The 18,373-nt window shown below is 70.8% G+C and carries 15 protein-coding genes and 1 tRNA gene; 5 read left to right on the top strand and 11 right to left on the bottom strand.

Annotated elements, in window-relative coordinates:
* Positions 1-151: 151 nt before the first annotated feature.
* Genes ACH65_RS07885 through ACH65_RS07865 form a run of 5 tightly spaced genes read right to left on the bottom strand, consistent with a single transcriptional unit; the run spans position 152 to position 4,917 of the window.
* The gene (locus tag ACH65_RS07885; RefSeq protein WP_049622035.1) at positions 152-754 is read right to left on the bottom strand and encodes a response regulator transcription factor; all 603 of its coding nucleotides are present in this window, start codon (positions 752-754) and stop codon (positions 152-154) included.
* Positions 751-1,938 (bottom strand): sensor histidine kinase, encoded by a 1,188-nt coding sequence (locus ACH65_RS07880; RefSeq protein WP_049622034.1) that lies wholly within the window; start codon positions 1,936-1,938, stop codon positions 751-753. The genes ACH65_RS07885 and ACH65_RS07880 overlap by 4 nt, the downstream gene beginning before the upstream one ends.
* Complete coding sequence (locus tag ACH65_RS07875; RefSeq protein ID WP_064504833.1) at positions 1,935-3,176, bottom strand: sensor histidine kinase; 1,242 nt, start codon at positions 3,174-3,176, stop codon at positions 1,935-1,937. The genes ACH65_RS07880 and ACH65_RS07875 overlap by 4 nt, the downstream gene beginning before the upstream one ends.
* A 31-nt stretch (positions 3,177-3,207) precedes the next feature.
* Complete coding sequence (locus ACH65_RS07870) at positions 3,208-4,014, bottom strand: ABC transporter permease (RefSeq protein ID WP_049622033.1); 807 nt, start codon at positions 4,012-4,014, stop codon at positions 3,208-3,210.
* A gap of 3 nt (positions 4,015-4,017) precedes the next feature.
* The gene (locus tag ACH65_RS07865; RefSeq protein ID WP_049622032.1) at positions 4,018-4,917 is read right to left on the bottom strand and encodes an ABC transporter ATP-binding protein; all 900 of its coding nucleotides are present in this window, start codon (positions 4,915-4,917) and stop codon (positions 4,018-4,020) included.
* A 260-nt stretch (positions 4,918-5,177) separates the two neighbouring features.
* On the opposite strand from ACH65_RS07865, the gene ACH65_RS07860 reads away from it, so the two are divergent.
* The 4 genes from ACH65_RS07860 (at position 5,178) to ACH65_RS07845 (ending at position 11,055) form a co-directional block, all read left to right on the top strand.
* Entirely contained in the window at positions 5,178-6,677 is a 1,500-nt protein-coding gene (locus ACH65_RS07860; protein WP_049622031.1) for an aminotransferase class III-fold pyridoxal phosphate-dependent enzyme, read from the top strand.
* A 155-nt stretch (positions 6,678-6,832) separates the two neighbouring features.
* Positions 6,833-7,168: a PsiF family protein gene (locus tag ACH65_RS07855; RefSeq protein ID WP_049622030.1), complete on the top strand. Its 336-nt coding sequence runs from the start codon at positions 6,833-6,835 to the stop codon at positions 7,166-7,168.
* Positions 7,169-7,360: 192 nt separating this feature from the next.
* Positions 7,361-8,002, top strand: coding sequence for a uracil phosphoribosyltransferase (upp, locus tag ACH65_RS07850; protein ID WP_049622029.1), 642 nt, complete (start codon positions 7,361-7,363; stop codon positions 8,000-8,002).
* Between the two features lie 248 nt (positions 8,003-8,250).
* Complete coding sequence (locus ACH65_RS07845) at positions 8,251-11,055, top strand: lamin tail domain-containing protein (protein WP_082190200.1); 2,805 nt, start codon at positions 8,251-8,253, stop codon at positions 11,053-11,055.
* An 85-nt stretch (positions 11,056-11,140) separates the two neighbouring features.
* Here the strand turns inward: ACH65_RS07845 and pip are convergent, their stop codons facing one another.
* Entirely contained in the window at positions 11,141-12,106 is a 966-nt protein-coding gene (gene pip, locus ACH65_RS07840) for a prolyl aminopeptidase (protein WP_049622028.1), read from the bottom strand.
* Between the two features lie 163 nt (positions 12,107-12,269).
* Positions 12,270-13,655 carry an FAD-binding oxidoreductase gene (locus ACH65_RS07835; protein ID WP_049622027.1) on the bottom strand — a complete coding sequence of 462 codons (1,386 nt, stop codon included), beginning with the start codon at positions 13,653-13,655 and terminating at the stop codon, positions 12,270-12,272.
* A gap of 130 nt (positions 13,656-13,785) precedes the next feature.
* Here ACH65_RS07835 and serA point away from each other — a divergent pair, with 130 nt between their 5' ends.
* A complete protein-coding gene (gene serA, locus ACH65_RS07830) occupies positions 13,786-15,018 on the top strand; it encodes a phosphoglycerate dehydrogenase (RefSeq protein WP_049622026.1) in 1,233 nt (410 codons plus the stop codon).
* A 123-nt stretch (positions 15,019-15,141) separates the two neighbouring features.
* On the opposite strand, the gene ACH65_RS07825 is transcribed toward serA, so the two are convergent.
* The 4 genes from ACH65_RS07825 to pheT form a co-directional block, all read right to left on the bottom strand.
* Positions 15,142-15,218 (bottom strand) — tRNA-Pro (locus ACH65_RS07825).
* Positions 15,219-15,285: 67 nt separating this feature from the next.
* A complete protein-coding gene (locus ACH65_RS07820) occupies positions 15,286-15,642 on the bottom strand; it encodes a MerR family transcriptional regulator (RefSeq protein ID WP_049622025.1) in 357 nt (118 codons plus the stop codon).
* Complete coding sequence (locus ACH65_RS07815; RefSeq protein ID WP_049622024.1) at positions 15,623-15,922, bottom strand: integration host factor subunit alpha; 300 nt, start codon at positions 15,920-15,922, stop codon at positions 15,623-15,625. The genes ACH65_RS07820 and ACH65_RS07815 overlap by 20 nt, the downstream gene beginning before the upstream one ends.
* Before the next feature lies 1 nt (position 15,923).
* Entirely contained in the window at positions 15,924-18,332 is a 2,409-nt protein-coding gene (gene pheT, locus ACH65_RS07810) for a phenylalanine--tRNA ligase subunit beta (protein ID WP_049622023.1), read from the bottom strand.
* Between the last annotated feature and the right edge of the window lie 41 nt (positions 18,333-18,373).

Here is an 18,373-nt window from a genome sequence, read left to right as displayed (position 1 = left end):
ACGGGCGCTTCGCGGCTCGGGAACAGTCAGCGAAGCATTATCCCGCAGCGTGGCGTGGAGCGCGAAGTTCGGGAATCGGGAAAGCGTAAAGCGGCGCCCCCACAAAGCGCCGCCCCGCTCTTTACCTATTCCCAACTCCCGATTCCCAGCCCTAGAGCCACCCCTTCTGCCGCGCCAGCCGGTACGCCTCGATGCGGTTGGCCACGCCGAGCTTGCCGATGGCCTCGGAGAGGTAGTTGCGCACGGTGCCGTGGGAGAGTTTGAGGCGGACGGCGATGTCGCCGGCGGGGAGGCCCTCGCCGGCGAGGCGCAGCACCTGGCGTTCGCGGTCGTTGAGCGGGTCGGCCTCGGACCACGCCTCCAGCGCCAGTTGCGGGTCGATCGCGCGGCCGCCGCGGTGCACCTTGCGCAGCGCCTCGGCGAGGTTCTCCGCCGGCGCGTCCTTGAGCAGATAGCCGGCCACGCCGGCATCGAGCGCGCGACGCAGGAAGCCCGGCCGCGCGAAGGTGGTGACGATGACCACCTTCACCGGCAACTCGTGCCGTTGCGCGCGCTGCGCCAGCTCCAGCCCGGTGAGGCCGGGCATCTCGATGTCGGTGACCAGCACGTCGGGCTTGAGCCGCTGCAGCTCGCGCCAGGCCGCCTCGCCGTCGGCGGCCGAGCCCAGCACCTCGATGTCGCTCTCCAGGTTGAGCAGCGCGGACAGTGCGCCGCGCACCATCGCCTGGTCCTCGGCCAGCAGCACGCGGATCATGCGCGGCTCCCGGCAACATGCAGCGACATGGATTCCCCTCTCGCCGGCGCGGCGGCCTGCGCAGGCAGCGGCACGCACAGCGACAACACCGTGCCGCGCCGCGGCGGCGAGTCGATGCGCAGCGTGCCGCCCAGCGTGCGCACGCGCTCGCGCATGCCGCCGACGCCGTTGCCGTGCGCGGACAGGCCGCCGCGCCCGTTGTCGCTGATGCGCATCTGGAAGCTTCCCTCGTCAATGGAGCTTTGTACTTGGGCCACCGTGGCCCTGGCATGGCGATGGATATTGGTGACGGCCTCCCGCAACACCAGCGCCAGCGCCGCCTCGATCGCCTCGGGCAGGTGCAGGTTGTCCGGCAGCGCGCCGTCGAACTGCACGCCGGAGGCTTCCAGCATCAGCCGCGCGGACATCAGTTCCGCCGCCAGGTCGCTGCGGCGCATGCCGGTGACGGCCGTGCGGACTTCGGCCAGGGCGTGCCGCGCCACGCGCTCCACCTCCTCCATCTCGCGCTGGGCACGCGGCGGGTCGGCGAGCGCCAGCCGGCGCGCCAGTTCCGACTTGATCGTCACCAGCGACAGCGTGTGGCCGAGCAGGTCGTGCAGGTCGCGGCCGATGCGCTCGCGTTCGGCCAGCGTGGCGAGCCGGCGCACTTCCTCCTGCGACAGGCGCAGGGCCGCGTCGCGCCGCAGGGCGTGGATGCCGATGGTGCTGCCCAGCCAGCAAAAAAAGCCGACCGTTGCGAGTATCGCGATGATGCCTGACGGCAAAGCCCCGAACCCGGCCACTACCACGGAAACCAGCATGATGAGCGCGGACGACGCCAGCCCCTGTCGCCATGAGGGCAGATGCCCCAGGACCATGCAGGCCATGATCGGATAGAAGAAGGCCGCTGCATTGACGCGCAGCAAGACCAGCCCCAGGACCGTCATGCCGGCCGCATACCATCCCAGCCGGGACAGTGGCCCGAGGTAGGCCTGCGCATGGAAATAGAGGAAGAACGGCAGCGACAGCAGCGTGGGGCCGAACCACGCCCACGCAAAGCCTTTTGCCAGCAGCGGCATATAGATCGCCATGCCCGGCATCAGCACGAGCATCCTCATCTGCCAGCGCAAGGGCAGCGGTGAGCCGAGCTGCCCCATCAGCGAATCCGGCCGCGGTGTCGACACATAGTCCGTCAAGCGTTTCATAGCGCCTGCCCCTCCTGGGACGGCCAGGGAATCGCCTTGCCTGCGATGTCGTCCGCAGGCTTCGGCGACGCATTCTGCGCCGCCTGCTCCCGCATCACCGTGACGGGCACCGGCATCTGGATGCGCAACCGCGTGCCCTGCCCCCGCGGCGAGTCGATCTCCAGCATGCCGCCCAGCGCCCGCACGCGCTCGCGCATGCCGCACAAGCCGTTGCCGTCCTGCGTGATGCCGCCGCGCCCGTCGTCCGCCACCGTCACGCGCAGCGCGGCGCCCTCGCGCGCCCAGTGCACCCAGGCGCGGCTCGCCTCGGCATGCCGCGCCACGTTGGTCACCGCCTCGCGCAGCAGCAGCGCCAGTGCGCGCTCGGTGTCGGCGGGCAGGCCGGGCGGCGGCGGCGCGTAGTCCAGGTGCACACCGGAGGCGCCGAGCAGCAGGCGCGCGGAGGCCAGCTCGGCGGCGAGGTCGGTGGCGCGGATACCGGTAACTGCGGCGCGCACCTCGGCCAGCGCATGGCGCGCCACCTGCTCCGCCTCCTCCATCTCGCGCCGGGCCGCCTCGCTGTCGCGGTCGAACAGCCGGCGCGAGAGTTCCAGCTTCAGGGTGATCAGCGACAGCGTGTGGCCGAGCAGGTCGTGCAGGTCGCGGCCGATGCGCTCGCGCTCGGCAGTGGCGGCGAGGCGGCGCACCTCTTCCTGGGAGAGCCGCAGTTCGACCTCCTTGTCGTTGCTCAGGCGCTCGGCGTTGACGATCAGGCCGACGATGACGGTAGTGATCGGGATCGAGACCAGCGACTGCCAGGCGTAGTGCAGCAGCATGCACTCCGCCCACATCGCGGTGTTCAGCACCAGCAGCCACGCCATGTAGCGCCACAACGGCACGCTGCACGAGCACAGCAGCACGCAGCCGTAGACGAAGTAGGTCAAGGCGCTGGGATACCAGGGCGCCAGCAGCATGCCGAGCAGCACCAGCACGAGCGCGTAGCGGATCACGTAGCGGCGCGGCGCGGCCAGGGCCTTGAAGAACAGCCACAGGAACAGCGGATAGCTCGTCGCGGTGAGCACCGCCCAGCGCAGGCTCCAGCCCTCGCTGTTGAACACCGGCACCACGAACACCCAGAACGACCACAGCAAATGCGCCGACTCGGTCCACATTGAGCGCCCGCGATGCACGCTGCGCGTCATGGCCGAGTCCGGCGCAGGCTTGAACCAACGGGCGGGCAACTGGCGCAGGGTTTCCATGGCGGCGGTTCCCGGGGGCGTGGCGGGCCGCTCAACCATAGCGGCGCAAGCGCCGCGCGGCCACCAGCAGGCACGCCGCGGTGAAGCCGGCCAGGGCGGCGACGTGGCCCCATGCGCTGCCCGCATGGCCTAGGCCCACCGCCTGCAACGCCAACTGGTCGAGGTGATAGCTGGGCCACACCGGCGCGAGCCGCTGCAGCACGCCCGGCAGGATCGACAACGGAAACCACAGCCCCGACAGGAAGGCCATCGGCAGGTAGACCAGGTTGACCGTGCCCGGACCGCCCTGCCCCTTGGCCAGGCTGCCGATCAGCATGCCCAGCGCGCCGAACGGCAGCACGCCCAGCGTGCCGGTGACGAGCAGCCGCACCATCTGCGATGGGTGCAAGCCGGCATGGGCCAGGCAGCCGGCCATTGCCAGCAATAGCAGCGAAACCACGGCCGCCATCAGCAGCGCCATCGCCATCTTGCCGAGCAGGTAGGCCAGCGGCGGCATCGGCATGGCGCGCTTGAGCATGAGCAGGCCGTCGCCCCGCTCCATTGCCAGCGAGACACCGAAGCCGAACAAGCCCGGCGCCATCACCCCGAAGGTGGCGTAGCTGGCGAGCAGGTAGCGCGGCGCATCCGGTCCGTTGGCATGGGCGAGCACGATGCCGAACAGCAGGTAGAACAGGCACGGCATGAGCAGCAGCGGCAGCATGAAGTTCGGCATGCGCAGGTAACGCAGGATCTCGGCGCGCGCCTCCTCCCGGTAGGCGCCGAGCACGCGGCGCCAGGGCATGGCTGCGGCGGCCGCCGCGTGGCCGATGGCAGATGCCTGGGACACGGTGGTGTTCATCGCTCAGGCGACCTCGCGGGTGAGTTCGGTGAAGGCTTCGGCCAGGCCGGCGCGCTGCACTTCCAGTTCGCGCAGGGCCGGGTCGGCATCGAGCAGGCGGCGCACGACCTGCTCCGCCGCCGTGGTGACGATGCGCAGGCGATCGCCGTCGCGCTCGGCGACGCTCACCTGGCTCCAGGCCGCGACGGCCGTGGCGTCGAGGTCGCTGAGGCAGCGAATGCGCGTTCGGGCGACCTGCGCGCGCAGCGCGTCCACGCTGCCCTCGCCGACCAGGCGCCCGCGCGCCAGCACGCACACGCGGTCGGCCAGCGCCTCGGCCTCTTCGAGGTAGTGCGTGGTGAGCACGATCGCGCAACCCTCCTCCGTGCGCAGGCGGCGGATCGCCGCCCACAGCTTCTGCCGCGCCTCGATGTCCATGCCCACGGTGGGCTCGTCGAGGAACAGCAGCCGCGGCCGCCCGCACAGCGCCAGCGCGAACTGCACGCGCCGCTGCTGGCCGCCGGAGAGGTTGCCGTAGCGGCGCCCGAGCAGGTCGGCGATGCCGGCAAGTTCCGCGCTTTCGGCCAGCGGCCGCGGGTGGGGGTAGTAGCTCGCGGCCAGCCGCAGCAATTCGCCCACGCGCAGGGTGGCCGGCAGCGCGGCGCTCTGCAGCATCACGCCGATGTGCCGGCGCGCCGCCAACTGCTGCGGGTCGCGGCCGAACAATTCGACCCGCCCGGCATCCGCGCGGATCAATCCCAGCAACAGCCCGATGCTGGTGCTCTTGCCCGCGCCGTTGGGCCCCAGCAAGGCAAGTATTTCGCCGCGCTGCAGCGCGAGATCGAGGCCGTCCAGGGCGCGCTGCGGACCGTAGCGTTTCACGGCGCCGGCGAGCCGGGCGACGGCGGCGGACGGATCGGGCATGATGGGCTCCTCCTTGCACCGCAGCGTAGGCAAGCGTCGGCGGCGGCGGCAGTTTCCGCCGTCAGCGGCCGCGCATGACAGCCGTCATGCGGGGGTTACGGGGGCCGGACGGCACGGGTATGCTCGGGGCATTCAAGGCCCTTCGCGCCGCCGCGGCACCGGGGCCCGCATGGAATCCTGCGTGTCGCCGGACGATGCGCATCGTCGCAACCGCCGCTGCCGTGCTCCTGTGGCCACGCAGACGGCCCGAGGAGGATGTCATGGGCGTGATCGAACAGCTGCGCGAACTGCGCACCTTCGGCGGCAAGCCGCTCACCGTGGGCCTGGACGACGCCACTATCGAGCGCCTGGCCGCGCGCCATCCCGAGCTCGGGCAGGCCGTCGCCGAGGCGGCGGAGCGCCACCACGCGCTGCGCGCGGAGCTGGGCGCATTCCTCAAGCTGGACGAGGCGGAACAGCTCGCGCAGGCGCAGGCGGGTTTCGTCAATTTCTATCCCGACGATGCGATCAACCCCTACCTGCCGGCCGCCGCGCGCGGGCCGTGGGTCGTGACGCTGAAGGGCGCGGTGGTGCACGACAACGGCGGCTACGGCATGCTCGGCTTCGGCCACAACGAGCCGGCCATCCTCGACGCGCTGGCGCGGCCGCAGGTGATGGCCAACGTGATGACGCCGAGCGTGGCGCAGCTGCGCTTCACCGAGGCGCTCCGGCGCGAGGTGGGCCACACGCGCGGCGGCTGTCCGTATGCGCGCTTCCTGTGCCTCAACTCCGGCTCCGAGGCGGTGAGCCTGGCCGGGCGCTTCGCCGACGTGAACGCCAAGCTGATGACCGACGAGGGCGGCGCCCACGCGGGGCGCCGGATCAAGCGCATCGCCGTGCGCGGCGCCTTCCACGGCCGCACCGAGCTGCCGGCGCTGTATTCGGATTCCACCCGCAAGACCTACCTGCAATACCTCGCCAGCTTCCGGCAGCACAACGAGGCGCTGATCATCGTCGAGCCGTACAACGTCGAGCAGCTCAGGCAGGCCTTCGCCGAGGCCGAGCGCCAGGGCTGGCACATCGAGGCGATGTTCCTCGAGCCCGTGATGGGCGAAGGGGACCCCGGCCGCGCGGTGACGCCCGAGTTCTACGCCGCCGCGCGCGAACTCACCCGCGCCCACGGCACCCTGCTGCTGGTCGACTCGATCCAGGCCGGGCTGCGCGCGCACGGCGTGCTGTCGATCATGGACTACCCGGGCTTCGAGCGCTTCGAGGCGCCGGACATGGAGACCTACTCCAAGGCACTCAACGCCGGCCAGTACCCGCTCTCGGTGCTGGCGGTGAACGAGCGCACCGCCGCGCTCTACCGCAAGGGCATCTACGGCAACACCATGACCGCCAACCCGCGCGCGCTGGAAGTGGCCTGCGCCACGCTCGGCCTGCTCACCGAGGACGTGCGCCGCAACATCCGCGAGCGCGGCCGCGAGTTCGTGGACCGGCTCAACGCGCTGAAGGCGGAACTCGGCGGACTGATCACCAAGGTGCAGGGCACGGGCCTCTTGTTCTCCTGCGAGCTGGCGCCGCAGTTCAAGTGCTACGGGCGCGGCTCCACCGAGGAATACCTGCGCGAGCACGGCGTGGGGGTGATCCACGGCGGCGCCAACTCGCTGCGCTTCACCCCGCACTTCCGCGTGGGCGCGGACGAGGTGGAGCTGGTGATCGCCCACGTGCGCCGGGCCCTGCTCGAAGGCCCCCGCAAGCAGGCCGCCGAGGCGGCTTGAGCCTTCCGCTCCGCGATAGGGCGCCCCCTCGGGTGCGCCTTTTTCGTTGCATGAATGCCGGCCCGCACGCGACAACCTGCGTCCCCGCGCCGGCCGGCGGCAACGGTAGACTCCAGGCGCCGGCGACCGCCGGTCACTTCAAGGAGGGTAACCCTATGTCGCTTCGATTCCGCCTGCTGGCCGCCGGCGCGGCGCTGGTCCTGGCCGCCAACGCCGCGATGGCCGCGGACACCGCGCCGAAGAAGCCGCTCACCGCCCAGCAGCAGCGCATGGCCGACTGCAGCAAGCAGTCCGCCGGCAAGAAGGGCGCCGAGCACAAGGCGTTCGTGAGCAGCTGCCTCAAGGGCGAGGCCGCCGCCGCACCGGCCGCCAAGCAGACCCAGCAGGAGAAGATGAAGAGCTGCAACGTCGACGCCAAGACCAAGGCGCTCACCGGCGATGCGCGCAAGAGCTTCATGAGCAATTGTCTGAAGGGCAGCCCGTCGCCGTAACGCGCCTCGCCCCTGCCGCGGATGCCGGCGCGACCCGGCATCCGCGCAACGCCCCGGGACCACCGGGCGCGCAGCGCCTCCTTCGCACCAACGCACATGGACGACGCGGGCTACCGGGAACCCCGTCCCAGGCCCTAAGCTTCGAGCCTGCCGCGACGCATCACGCGCCGCCCCCTCCGCAGGCACCCAGGCATGAAGATCGTCGAAGTCCGCCACCCGCTCATTCAGCACAAGCTCGGCCTGATGCGCCGCGCCGGCATCAGCACCAAGGAATTCCGCGAGCTGGCCTCCGAGGTCGCCGCGCTGCTCACCTACGAGGCCACCTCCGACCTGGAGACCGTCGAGGAGCAGATCCAGGGCTGGGCCGGCCCGATCGAGGTGCGGCGGATCAAGGGCAAGAAGGTCACCATCGTGCCGGTGCTGCGCGCGGGCCTGGGCATGTTGCCCGGCGTGCTGGACATGATTCCGGCGGCCAAGGTAAGCGTGGTTGGCCTGCAGCGCGACGAGGAGACGCTCAAGCCCATCGCCTACTACGAGAAGCTCACCGGCCGCATGGACGAGCGCATCGCGCTGATCGTGGACCCCATGCTCGCCACCGCCGGCACCCTGGTCGCCACCGTGGACATGCTCAAGGCGGCCGGCTGCAAGCGCATCAAGGGGCTGTTCCTGGTGGCGGCGCCGGAGGGCCTGGCGCACGTGGAGGCCACCCACCCGGACATCGAGATCTACACCGCCTCGATCGACCAGGGGCTCAACGCGCAGGGCTACATCCTGCCCGGCCTGGGTGACGCCGGCGACAAGATCTTCGGCACCAAGCAGCTGCCGACGGACTGACGCGACGCCTCCCCGCAAGACGGATGCCAGCCCATAGCCGCGCGTCTGCGTGCAGCATGCTGCCCGCGCAGCTGGCGCGCCAAACACGCCCTGATTCATGCGTCATTGCGCTCTGGCGCGCTCCTGTCATGCCCGGCTTCTCGGCACAGCGCGAGGCGTCCCCGACACTGCGCGCCGCTTCGCAAAACTGTCGCAAATTCCTGTTAGCGTGCGGGGGTTGGATCGCCAACCATCCTGGGGAAAGGATCATGCTCGGAACGCTCTCACGGCGCGGCCGCTGGCTCGCGCTGCTCGGTCTCTTCTCGTCTTTCGCGGCCCAGGCCGCCGACCTCTCGATCAGCCAGCTCCGCGTGCGCGGCCCGTCCGGCGGCAACGACGAATTCGTCGAGCTGTACAACGGCGGCGCCGCGGCGCTCGACCTCGCCGGCTACAAGTTCAACGCATCCAACGCCAGCGGCACCACCGGCACGCGCCTGAGCTTCCCTGCCGGCACGCGCATAGCGCCGGGCTGCCACCTGCTGCTGACCAACGGCGCCAGCGGCGGCTACTCCGGCAGCGTGGCGGGCGACCTGAAATATGCCACCGGCGTCACCGACGACGGCGGCCTGGCCATCCTCGATGCCGGCGGCGCCGTCGTCGACCAGGTGGGCCTCGGCGCCGACTCGGCCTACAAGGCCGGCACGCCCCTGGCCTCGCTGGGCGGCACCAATGCGGACAAGGGCTACGCGCGGCGCGAGAACGCCGCCGGCGTGCCGCAGAACAGCGGCGACAACAGCGCCGACTTCGTGCCGGTGAGCCCCACCGCTCCGCGCAACAGCGCCGGCGCCTGCGCGGTGCAGAACCTCTCGCTCGCCATCGCCGACGCCACCGCCACCGTGCACGGCGCCGCCGACGTGGCGCTGCCCTTCACCGTCACGCTCAGCCAGCCGGCACCCTCCGGCGGGGTGAGCGTGCACGTGCGCACCGAGGATGACACCGCCAGCGCCGCCGCGGGCGACTACGAGGCGCTCGACACCACCCTCGACTTCGCCGCCGGCGCCACCCAGGCGCAGGTCAGCGTGACCGTGCACGGGCGCACCACCGCCAGCGCGGACAAGACCTTCCTGGTTCACCTGAGCGCCCCCACCGGCGGCGCCACGCTGGCCGACGGCGACGCCATCGGCGCCATCCTCTACGACATCCCGGTGGCCGCCGAGATCTGGCAGATCACCGGCACCGGCCAGACCTCGCCGCTGCTGGGCAAATCCGTGCTCACCCACGGCAACGTGGTCACCGCGGTCGGCCCCGCCGGCTTCACCATGCAGTCGCCGGACGCCAGGGCCGATGCCGACCCGCTCACCTCCAACGGCATCTACGTGTTCACCGGCGGCGCGCCGGCGGTGCGCGTGGGCGACGTGGTGGACGTGGCCGCCAAGGTGGACGACTACTACCACCTCACCGAACTCAAGAACCCCACCGTCAGCGTGACCGCCAGCGGCGCCGCGCTGCCCGCGCCGGTGGTGTTCGACGCGCGCACGCCCTCGCCCGACCCCGCGCAGCTCTCCTGCGGCGCCACCAACTTCCAGTGCTTCGTGGGCATGCGGGTGAAGATCGAGCACGGCCTGGTCAACACCGGCAACAAGCGCTTCAGCAGCCTGCCCTACGCCGAGGTGAGCATCACCGCCAGCGGCCGCCGCTCGCTGCGCCTGCCCGGCGTGCGCTACGGCGTGCCGGTGCCCGCGGGCGTGGAGCTGCCCAACTGGAGCGGCAACCCGGAAGTGTTCAAGATGAACACCGCCGACTTCGGCGCCGTGCCGCTCAACACGCCGTTCAACGCCGGCACCAGCTTCCGCGCCGAAGGCATCGTCTCCTACGACTTCGGCGCCTACACCTTCATCCCCACCGCGTTCGAGGTGACGGACGCCGCACCGATCCCGCGCCCGGTCGCGCCGGTGCCGCCCGCGGCGCTGCGCATCGGCGCCTTCAACACCGAGCGCTTCTGCGACAGCGTGTTCGACACCACCTACACCTGCAGCGGCGACAGCAAGGAGCCCACGGCAGACGAGGTGGCGCTCAAGACCCGGCGGCTCGCCAGCTACATCGGCAGCGTGCTCAAGCTGCCCGACGTGCTGTCGGTGGAAGAGGTGGAGACGCTGCCGATCCTGCAGGGCCTCGCCAAGCAGCTCGGCGACGACTACCCGGCGAAGTACGAGGCCTACCTCGTGCCCGGCCACGACCCGAGCGGCATCAACGTGGGCTTCCTCGTGCGTACCGACCGCGTGCACGTGCTCGCCGTGCAGCAGCTCGCCGCCGAGGAAACCTGGCTGGACAACGGCCAGAGCGCCTACGTGCACGACCACCCGCCGCTGCGGCTCACGGCGCAGGCCGGCCCGCAGCGCTTCGAGGTGATCGCGGTGCATCCGAAGGCCCGCACCAACGTCGACAAGAACGACGCCAGCGCCGACCGCGACCGCCAGAAGCGCTTCGTGCAGGCCAAGTCGATCGCCGCCCAGGTGCAGGCGCTGCAGAGCGCCCGTCCCTCGGTGCCGCTGCTGGTGGTGGGCGATTTCAACGCCTACCAGTTCAGCGACGGCTGGACCGACGTGGTGGGGCTGATCTCCGGCCGCTACCAGGACAGCCAGAACCTGCTCAAGCTCGGCGACAACATCGTGCATCCGGCGCTGTGGAACGCGGTGGAATCGGTGCCGGCGAACGACCGCTACTCGTTCCTCTACACCGAGAACTTCGGCGAGATCCAGGGCTACACCAAGGCCGGCACCGGTAATCCCGGCCGCACGGTGCCCACCGTGCAGGTGCTCGACCACGCCCTGCTCAACCGCGCCGCGCAGCGCCGCTTCATCCGCATGCAGTACGGCCGCGCCGACCTCGACGCCCCGGCGCAGACCGAGGCCGACGCCGCCAGCGCCGCGGACTGGACCCGCGCCGTCGGCGTCTCCGACCACGACGGCTTCGTGGTCGACCTGCTGGTGCCGGCACTGCACGGCTGGCACGGCGGCGCCGACTTCGGCCACGGGCAGGGCCGCGACGACGACGTGCCGAACAAGCGGCACTGAGCGCCAGCCGCCCGACAAACGAAGAAGGCCGCGTCCCAGGACGCGGCCTTTTTTCTTGCCGGCGCGCGGCTTGCGCTGGCGCGACTCAGCCGCGGAAGCGGTCCGTCGCCTCGACCAGCTCGTGCAGGTTGCCCGGCTCGAAGGCGGAATGGCCGGCGTCCTGCACGATGCGTAGATCGGCCTCGGGCCAGGCGCGGTGGAGGTCCCACGCGCTGCGCATCGGGCACACCACGTCGTAGCGCCCCTGCACGATCACTGCGGGAATGCGGCGGATGCGCGCCACATTGCGCAGCAGCTGGTCGTCGTGCTCGAAGAAGCCGCCGTGCACGAAGTAGTGGCACTCGATGCGGGCGAAGGCCAGCGCGAATTCGTCCTCGCCGCTGGCGACGATGTGCGCGGGGTCCTGGTAGAGGTAGCTGGTGGCCGCCTCCCACACCGACCAGGCCTGCGCAGCGGCGAGGCGCACGGCCGGGTCGGGGCTGGTGAGCCGGCGGTGGTAGGCGCTGATCAGATCGCCGCGCTCGGCCTCGGGGATAGCGGCGAGATAGGCCTCCCACGCATCCGGGTAAAGCGCGTCGCAGCCTTTCTGATAGAACCACTCCAGCTCCCAGCGGCGCAGCATGAAGATGCCGCGCAGCACCAGCTCGGTGACCCGGTCCGGATGCGTCTGCGCATAGGCCAGCGCCAGCGTCGAGCCCCAGGAGCCGCCGAACACCTGCCAGCGGTCGAGCCCCAAGTGCCCGCGCAGCCGCTCGATGTCGGCCACCAGGTCCCAGGTGGTGTTCTCGCGCAGCTCGGCATGCGGCTTGGAGAGCCCGCAGCCGCGCTGGTCGAACAGCACGATGCGGTAGACGGCCGGGTCGAAGAACTGCCGGCAGCGCGGGTTGGTGCCGCCGCCCGGCCCGCCGTGCAGGAACACCACCGGCTTGCCGTGCGGGTTGCCGCTCTGCTCGTAGTACAGCGTGTGCAGGGGCGACACCGCGAGGAAGCCGCGGCCGTAGGGCTCGATCGGCGGGTACAGCTCGCGGCGCGGGGCGGCCGTCTGGTTCATGCGTGGCTCCAGGGCTTCAAGGCGCCTCTAGTGTAAGAGCGTCCCTGCCGCCAATGCGCGCGGGGGCATGCGGGAGCGCGCCTTGCGCGCGACCGCGGGCCGGCGGCGTCACCGCTGCGCAGGCTTTTCGCGCGCCGGCGCGCTCCTGCACACACGCCGCCGGCTAGTCGAACAGCTTGCCCGGATTGAGCAGGCCCTTGGGATCGAACACCTGGCGCACGCCGCGCATCAGCGCCACCTCCGCCTCGCTGCGCGTGCTGCCCAGGTAGGGCTTCTTCACCAGGCCGATGCCGTGCTCGGCGGAGATGCTGCCGCCGTGCGCCTTGAGGGTCGCGGCGAGCAGCTTGGTGACGTGCTCGCACTGCGCGATGAAGTCGGCATCGGCGAGGTCGGCGGGCTTGAGCACGTTGATGTGCAGGTTGCCGTCGCCGATGTGGCCGAACCACACCACCTCGAAGTGCGGGTACTCGCGCCCCAGCAGCGCCTGCATTTCATGGAGGAAGGCCGGCACCGCGCCGATGCGCACCGACACGTCGTTCTTGTACGGCTTGTGTGCGGCCAGGCTCTCGGTGATGCCCTCGCGCAACCGCCACAGCGCGGCGGCCTGGGCCTCGCTCTGCGCGATCGCGCCGTCCTCGATCCAGCCCTGCTCCACGGCGTGCTCGAACGCGGCCAGCGCGGCCTCCTGCGCGCGCTCGTCGGCGGCGTCGAACTCGGTCACCACGTAGTAGGGATGCTCGCCGTCCAGCGCGCGCTGAGCGCCGTGCGCGAGCACGTGGCGCAGCGCCACGTCGGTGAAGAACTCGAACGCCTGCAACGACAGGCGCGAACGGAACAGCGCGAACACCTCCATCAGCGCGTCCATGTGCGGCAGCGCCAGCAGCATCACCTGCGAGGGCGGCGGCGGGTCGGTGAGCCGGAGCGTGGCCTCCACCACCACGCCCAGCGTGCCTTCCGAGCCGATCAGCAGCTGGCGGAAGTCATAGCCGCTGGAGTTCTTCACCAGCGCACGGTTGAGCTCCAGCAACTCACCGTTGCCGGCCACCACCTTGAGCCCGGCGATCCACTCGCGGGTGTTGCCGTAGCGGATCACCCGGATGCCGCCGGCGTTGGTGGCGATGTTGCCGCCGATGGAGCAGGAGCCACGCGCGGCGAAGTCCACCGGGTAGATCAGGCCCTGCGCCTTCGCCGCCTCCTGCACCGCCTGCAGCGGCATGCCCGCCTCCACGGTGAGCGTGCGGTCGGCCGGGTCGAAGCCGAGCACGCGGTTCATCCGCTCCAGGCTCAACACCAGCTCGCCGTTGGCCGCCACCGCGCCGCCGGAGAGGCCGGTGCGGCCACCCGAGGGCACCAGGGCCACGCCATGTTCGTTGGCCCAGCGCACGATGCCCTGCACCTCCTCCACGCTAGTGGGCAGCGCGACCGCCAGCGGCGCGGGCGTCCAGCGGCGGGTCCAGTCGCGACCGTAGTGCTCGAGTTCGGCGGGCGCGGTGAAAAGTCGCAGTCCGGGGAGCTGCTCGGCGAGCGAGGCGAGGCGGGGGTCGGTCATGGCGGCTCCGGATCGGGCCATCCAGACTGCCAGCGGGCGCGGGCCGGGTCCAGTACCGCACGCAGCACATCGCGCCATATCTGGCTATAGTTCGCATTCTTCCGTTTTCCACCGCCGTTTGGCCTTCCAAATGAAAACCTCGTTTCCCAAGCAAGACATCAAGGTGCTGCTGCTGGAGGGCGTCAGCCAGAGCGCCCTGGAGAGCTTCCAGCGCGCCGGCTACACCCAGATCGAATTCCACGAGAAATCGCTGCCCGAGGACGAGCTGAAGGCGCGCATCGCCGACGCGCACATCGTCGGCATCCGCTCGCGCACGCACCTCACCGCCGACGTGTTCGCGCATGCGCGCCGGTTGATCACGGTGGGCTGCTTCTGCATCGGCACCAACCAGGTCGACCTCGAGGCCGCGGAGAAGCTCGGCATCCCGGTGTTCAACGCGCCCTACTCCAACACGCGCAGCGTGGCCGAGCTGGTGATCGCGGAGGCCATCATGCTGTTGCGCGGCATCCCGCAGAAGAGCGCGCTGTGCCACCGCGGCGGCTGGGCCAAGTCGGCCGCCGGCAGCTACGAGGCGCGCGACAAGGTGATCGGCATCGTCGGCTACGGCCACATCGGCACCCAGGTGGGCGTGCTGGCGGAAAGCCTCGGCATGCGGGTGATCTACTACGACATCGAGGCCAAGCTCGCGCTCGGCAACGCCCGCGCCGCCATCGACCTCGACGACCTGCTGGCGCGCTCGGACGTGGTCACCCTGCACGTGCCGCAAACGCCTTCCACCAAGCTGATGATCGGCCCCGAGCAGCTGGCGAAGATGCGCCAGGGCGCGCTGCTGATCAACGCCTCGCGCGGCACCGTGGTGGACATCGACGCGCTGGCCGGGGCGCTGCGCAGCGGCCACCTGGCCGGCGCCGCGATCGACGTGTTCCCGGTCGAGCCCAAGGGCAACGGCGACGCCTTCGTCTCGCCGCTGATCGGCCTGGACAACGTGATCCTCACCCCGCACATCGGCGGCAGCACGCTGGAGGCGCAGGACAACATCGGCATCGAGGTGGCGAACAAGCTGGTGCGCTACAGCGACAACGGCTCCACCCTGTCGGCGGTGAACTTCCCCGAGGTGTCGCTGCCGGAGCATCTCAAGAGCCGTCGCCTGCTGCACATCCACAAGAACGCGCCCGGCGTGCTCTCGCGCATCAACGAGCTGTTCTCGGCCGGCAACATCAACATCGACGCGCAGTTCCTGCAGACCGACGCCGAGCTTGGCTACGTGGTGCTCGACGTGACCGCCGACGAGGCGCAGGCGGTGGAGCTCAAGGAGCGGATGGCGGCGATCCCTGGGACGCTGCGTACGCGCGTGCTGTACTGAGCGCCCCGCTTACCGCCGTCGCCGGCGCTCGCCGGGACGGCGGGCAGGCCCGCGGGAAGCCCGCACGGCTCGAAAAGCAAAAAACGGCGCCCGCGGCGCCGTTTTTTTCTGTGTCTTCCGGATTGGTCGGGGTGGCGGGATTCGAACCCACGACCCCCTGCCCCCCAGGCAGATGCGCTACCAGGCTGCGCTACACCCCGACGCCGGAAAGACGAGAAGTCTAACAGCTTACCGCCCGCGGGCGGAAGCCTCGCAAGGCATTCGCCCTCAGCGGCGCAGCAGGCCGAGGATCTCTTCCAGCTCCATGCGCACCTGGCGCACGATCTGGTGCGAGATGCTCGCCTCCATGCGCGCCTGCGGGCCTTCCAGCCGGGCGCGGGCGCCGGTGATGGTGAAGCCCTCGTCGTACAGCAGCGCGCGGATCTGACGGATCATCAGCACGTCGTGGCGCTGGTAGTAGCGGCGGTTGCCGCGGCGCTTGACCGGGTTCAGCGCCGGGAACTCCTGCTCCCAGTAGCGCAGCACGTGCGGCTTCACGCCGCACAGGTCGCTCACTTCACCGATGGTGAAGTAGCGCTTGGCCGGAATGGCGGGCAGTTCGGTGTTATTCCCTTGGTCCAGCATAGCCCTCGACCCGCACCTTGAGTTTCTGTCCCGGCCGGAACGTCACCACCCGGCGCGCCGAGATCGGGATCTCCTTGCCGGTCTTGGGGTTGCGCCCCGGTCGCTGGTTCTTTTCCCGCAGGTCGAAGTTGCCGAAGCCGGACAGCTTCACCTGCTCACCCTTTTCCAGCGCCTCGCGAACCACCTCGAAATAGGCGTCCACGAACTCTTTCGCTTCGCGCTTGTTGAGGCCCACCTCGAGGAAGAGGCGCTCTGCCATTTCCGCCTTGGTCAGCGCCATGTCACCCTCGTAGTCTTGCCTTGCATGCCTTCTCCAGCGCAGAGACCGCCTCGCGCACGCAGCGGTCGGCGTCGTCGTCGGTTAGCGTGCGCGAAGCGTCCTGCAAAATCAAGCCCATAGCGAGACTCTTTCGGCCCTCTTCGACACCCTTGCCGCTGTAGCGATCGAACAGCCGCAGCTCCTTCAGCGCCTCGCCGAGACTGCCGCGCACGGCCTGCTCGATCTGTGACCAGCCGACCGTTTCCGGCACCTCCACCGCGATGTCGCGGCGCACCGACGGGAAGCGCGGCACCGGCTGCGCCCGCGGCAGGCGGCGGGCCAGCAGCGGCTCCAGGGCCAGCTCCAGCACGTGCACGTCCGGCCCCAGGTCCAGCGCCTTGGCCAGCTGCGGATGCAGCGCGCCGAGGTAGCCGGCCGTCTCGCCGTCACGCACGACGCGCGCGCCGCGGCCGGGATGCAGCCAGCCCGGCAGGTCGTCGGCATGCAGCGACCAGCGGCCGGGCTCGCCGCCCCAGGCGATCAGCGCGTCGAGGTCACCCTTGAGGTCGAAGAAATCGAGCGTGCGCGCGGGCTCGCCCCATTGCTCGGCGCGCGCGGCGCCGCTGGCGACGATGGCCAGGCTGGGCGTTTCCAGCGGCGCCGGCTTGGACGTCTGGACGTCCGGACGCCCGTCGCGGCGGAAGACCCGGCCGAACTCGAACAGCCGCACCCGCTCCTGCTGCCGCGCACGGTTGCGCGAGAGCGCTGCCACCAGGCCCGGCAGCAGCGAGGGCCGCATCACTGCCAGGTCCGCCGAAAGCGGATTCGCCAGCGGCACCAACGCCTCGTCGAGCCCCCAGCGCCGCAGCAGCTCCTCGCTGACGAAGGCCAGGTTCACCGCCTCGTAGTAGCCGCGCGCGGCGAGCTGCTCGCGCACGGCCAGCTCGCCCAGGCGCGCTTCCGGCTCGGTCGCCAGGGTCAGCGCGCCGGCCGGCGAATGGGTGGGGATGCGGTCGTAGCCGTGGATGCGGGCGACCTCTTCGATGAGGTCTTCCTCGCGCTCGATGTCGAAGCGGCTGCTCGGCGCGGTGATGCGCCAGCCGTCCGCCGCGGCCTCCACCCGCATGCCCAGCGCGGTGAAGATGCGCGCGACCTCCTCATCGGCCACCGTCACGCCCAGTACGCGCGCCAGGCGCGCGCGGCGCAAGGCCACCGGCTGCGGCGCAGGCAGGTCCTCCGGTCGCTCGGCCACCAGCGCGGGGCCGGCCTTGCCGCCGGCGATCGCCAGCAGCAGCTCGGTGGCGCGATCCAGCGCCCGGCGCGGCAGCGCGGGGTCGACGCCGCGCTCGAAGCGGTGCGAGGCGTCGGTGTGCAGGCCAAGCTTGCGCGCACGGCCCATGATCGCCGCCGGCGCGAAGTGCGCGGCCTCGAGGAATACGTTGCGGGTGGCGTCGGTGACGCGCGAGTGGTAGCCGCCCATGATGCCGGCCACCGCCAGCGCCTCGCGCTCGTCGGCGATGACCAGGAACTCCTCGCCCAGCCGCACCGCCTTGCTGCCGTCGAGCAGGTCCAGCTTCTCGCCCGTCCGCGCGTGGCGCACCACGATGTCGCCGTGCAGCGCGTCGTTGTCGAAGGCATGCAGCGGCTGGCCCAGCTCCAGCATCACGTAGTTGGTGATGTCGACCACCGCGCTGACCGGGCGCAGGCCCGCGCGGCGCAGCCGCTCGGCCAGCCACAGCGGCGTGCGCGCGGCCGGGTCGATGCCCTCGACGATGCGGCCGAGGTAGCGCGGCGCGTCCTTGCCGGCTTCGAGACGGATGCCGCGGCGCGCGGCGCTCTCCACCGCGATCGACGGCGGGGCCGGGGCCTTCACCGCGCTGCCGAACAGCGCCGCCACGTCGTGGGCGAGGCCGAGCAGGCCCAGGCAGTCGGGGCGGTTCGGGGTGAGCTTGAGTTCGATGCTGGCGTCGGGCAGGCCCAGGTAGTCGGCCAGCGGCCGGCCCACCGGCGCATCGGCCGGCAGTTCGAGCAGGCCGGAAGCGTCGGCGTCGAGGCCCAGCTCCTTGGCCGAGCACAGCATGCCGAACGATTCCACGCCGCGCAGCTTGGCCGCCTTGATCGCGATGCCGCCCGGCAGCGTCGCGCCGACGGTGGCGAGCGGCACCTTGATGCCCACCCGCGCGTTCGGCGCGCCGCACACGATCTGCAGCGGCTCGCCCTGCCCCGCGTCGACCTTGCACACCTGCAGGCGGTCGGCCTCGGGGTGTTTCTCGGCGGCGACGATCTCGGCCACCACCACGCCGGTCAGGCCCTCGCCCAGCGGGGTCAGCTCTTCCACTTCCAGCCCGGCCATGGTCAGCGCATGCGCCAGCGCGACACGGTCGGCCTCGATCTCGACCAGCTCGCGCAGCCAGTTCTCGGAAAATTTCATGTTTGGGTCCGGGAATAGGGAATCGGGAATAGAGAATTAGG

The organism is Frateuria defendens, assembly GCF_001182895.1.
Lineage (GTDB): Bacteria > Pseudomonadota > Gammaproteobacteria > Xanthomonadales > Rhodanobacteraceae > Frateuria_B > Frateuria_B defendens.
Note: the sequence above shows the minus strand (reverse complement) of the source record. Positions and strands in the feature narration are given on the sequence as shown.

Excerpts from the sequence above, each read along its gene's own strand:
- ACH65_RS07885 (WP_049622035.1), bottom strand. The coding sequence starts at position 754 with ATGATCCGCGTGCTGCTGGCCGAGGACCAGGCGATGGTGCGCGGCGCA.
- ACH65_RS07880 (WP_049622034.1), bottom strand. The coding sequence starts at position 1,938 with ATGAAACGCTTGACGGACTATGTGTCGACACCGCGGCCGGATTCGCTG.
- ACH65_RS07875 (WP_064504833.1), bottom strand. The coding sequence starts at position 3,176 with ATGGAAACCCTGCGCCAGTTGCCCGCCCGTTGGTTCAAGCCTGCGCCG.
- ACH65_RS07870 (WP_049622033.1), bottom strand. The coding sequence starts at position 4,014 with ATGAACACCACCGTGTCCCAGGCATCTGCCATCGGCCACGCGGCGGCC.
- ACH65_RS07865 (WP_049622032.1), bottom strand. The coding sequence starts at position 4,917 with ATGCCCGATCCGTCCGCCGCCGTCGCCCGGCTCGCCGGCGCCGTGAAA.
- ACH65_RS07860 (WP_049622031.1), top strand. The coding sequence starts at position 5,178 with ATGGGCGTGATCGAACAGCTGCGCGAACTGCGCACCTTCGGCGGCAAG.
- ACH65_RS07855 (WP_049622030.1), top strand. The coding sequence starts at position 6,833 with ATGTCGCTTCGATTCCGCCTGCTGGCCGCCGGCGCGGCGCTGGTCCTG.
- upp (WP_049622029.1), top strand. The coding sequence starts at position 7,361 with ATGAAGATCGTCGAAGTCCGCCACCCGCTCATTCAGCACAAGCTCGGC.
- ACH65_RS07845 (WP_082190200.1), top strand. The coding sequence starts at position 8,251 with ATGCTCGGAACGCTCTCACGGCGCGGCCGCTGGCTCGCGCTGCTCGGT.
- pip (WP_049622028.1), bottom strand. The coding sequence starts at position 12,106 with ATGAACCAGACGGCCGCCCCGCGCCGCGAGCTGTACCCGCCGATCGAG.
- ACH65_RS07835 (WP_049622027.1), bottom strand. The coding sequence starts at position 13,655 with ATGACCGACCCCCGCCTCGCCTCGCTCGCCGAGCAGCTCCCCGGACTG.
- serA (WP_049622026.1), top strand. The coding sequence starts at position 13,786 with ATGAAAACCTCGTTTCCCAAGCAAGACATCAAGGTGCTGCTGCTGGAG.
- ACH65_RS07820 (WP_049622025.1), bottom strand. The coding sequence starts at position 15,642 with ATGCTGGACCAAGGGAATAACACCGAACTGCCCGCCATTCCGGCCAAG.
- ACH65_RS07815 (WP_049622024.1), bottom strand. The coding sequence starts at position 15,922 with ATGGCGCTGACCAAGGCGGAAATGGCAGAGCGCCTCTTCCTCGAGGTG.
- pheT (WP_049622023.1), bottom strand. The coding sequence starts at position 18,332 with ATGAAATTTTCCGAGAACTGGCTGCGCGAGCTGGTCGAGATCGAGGCC.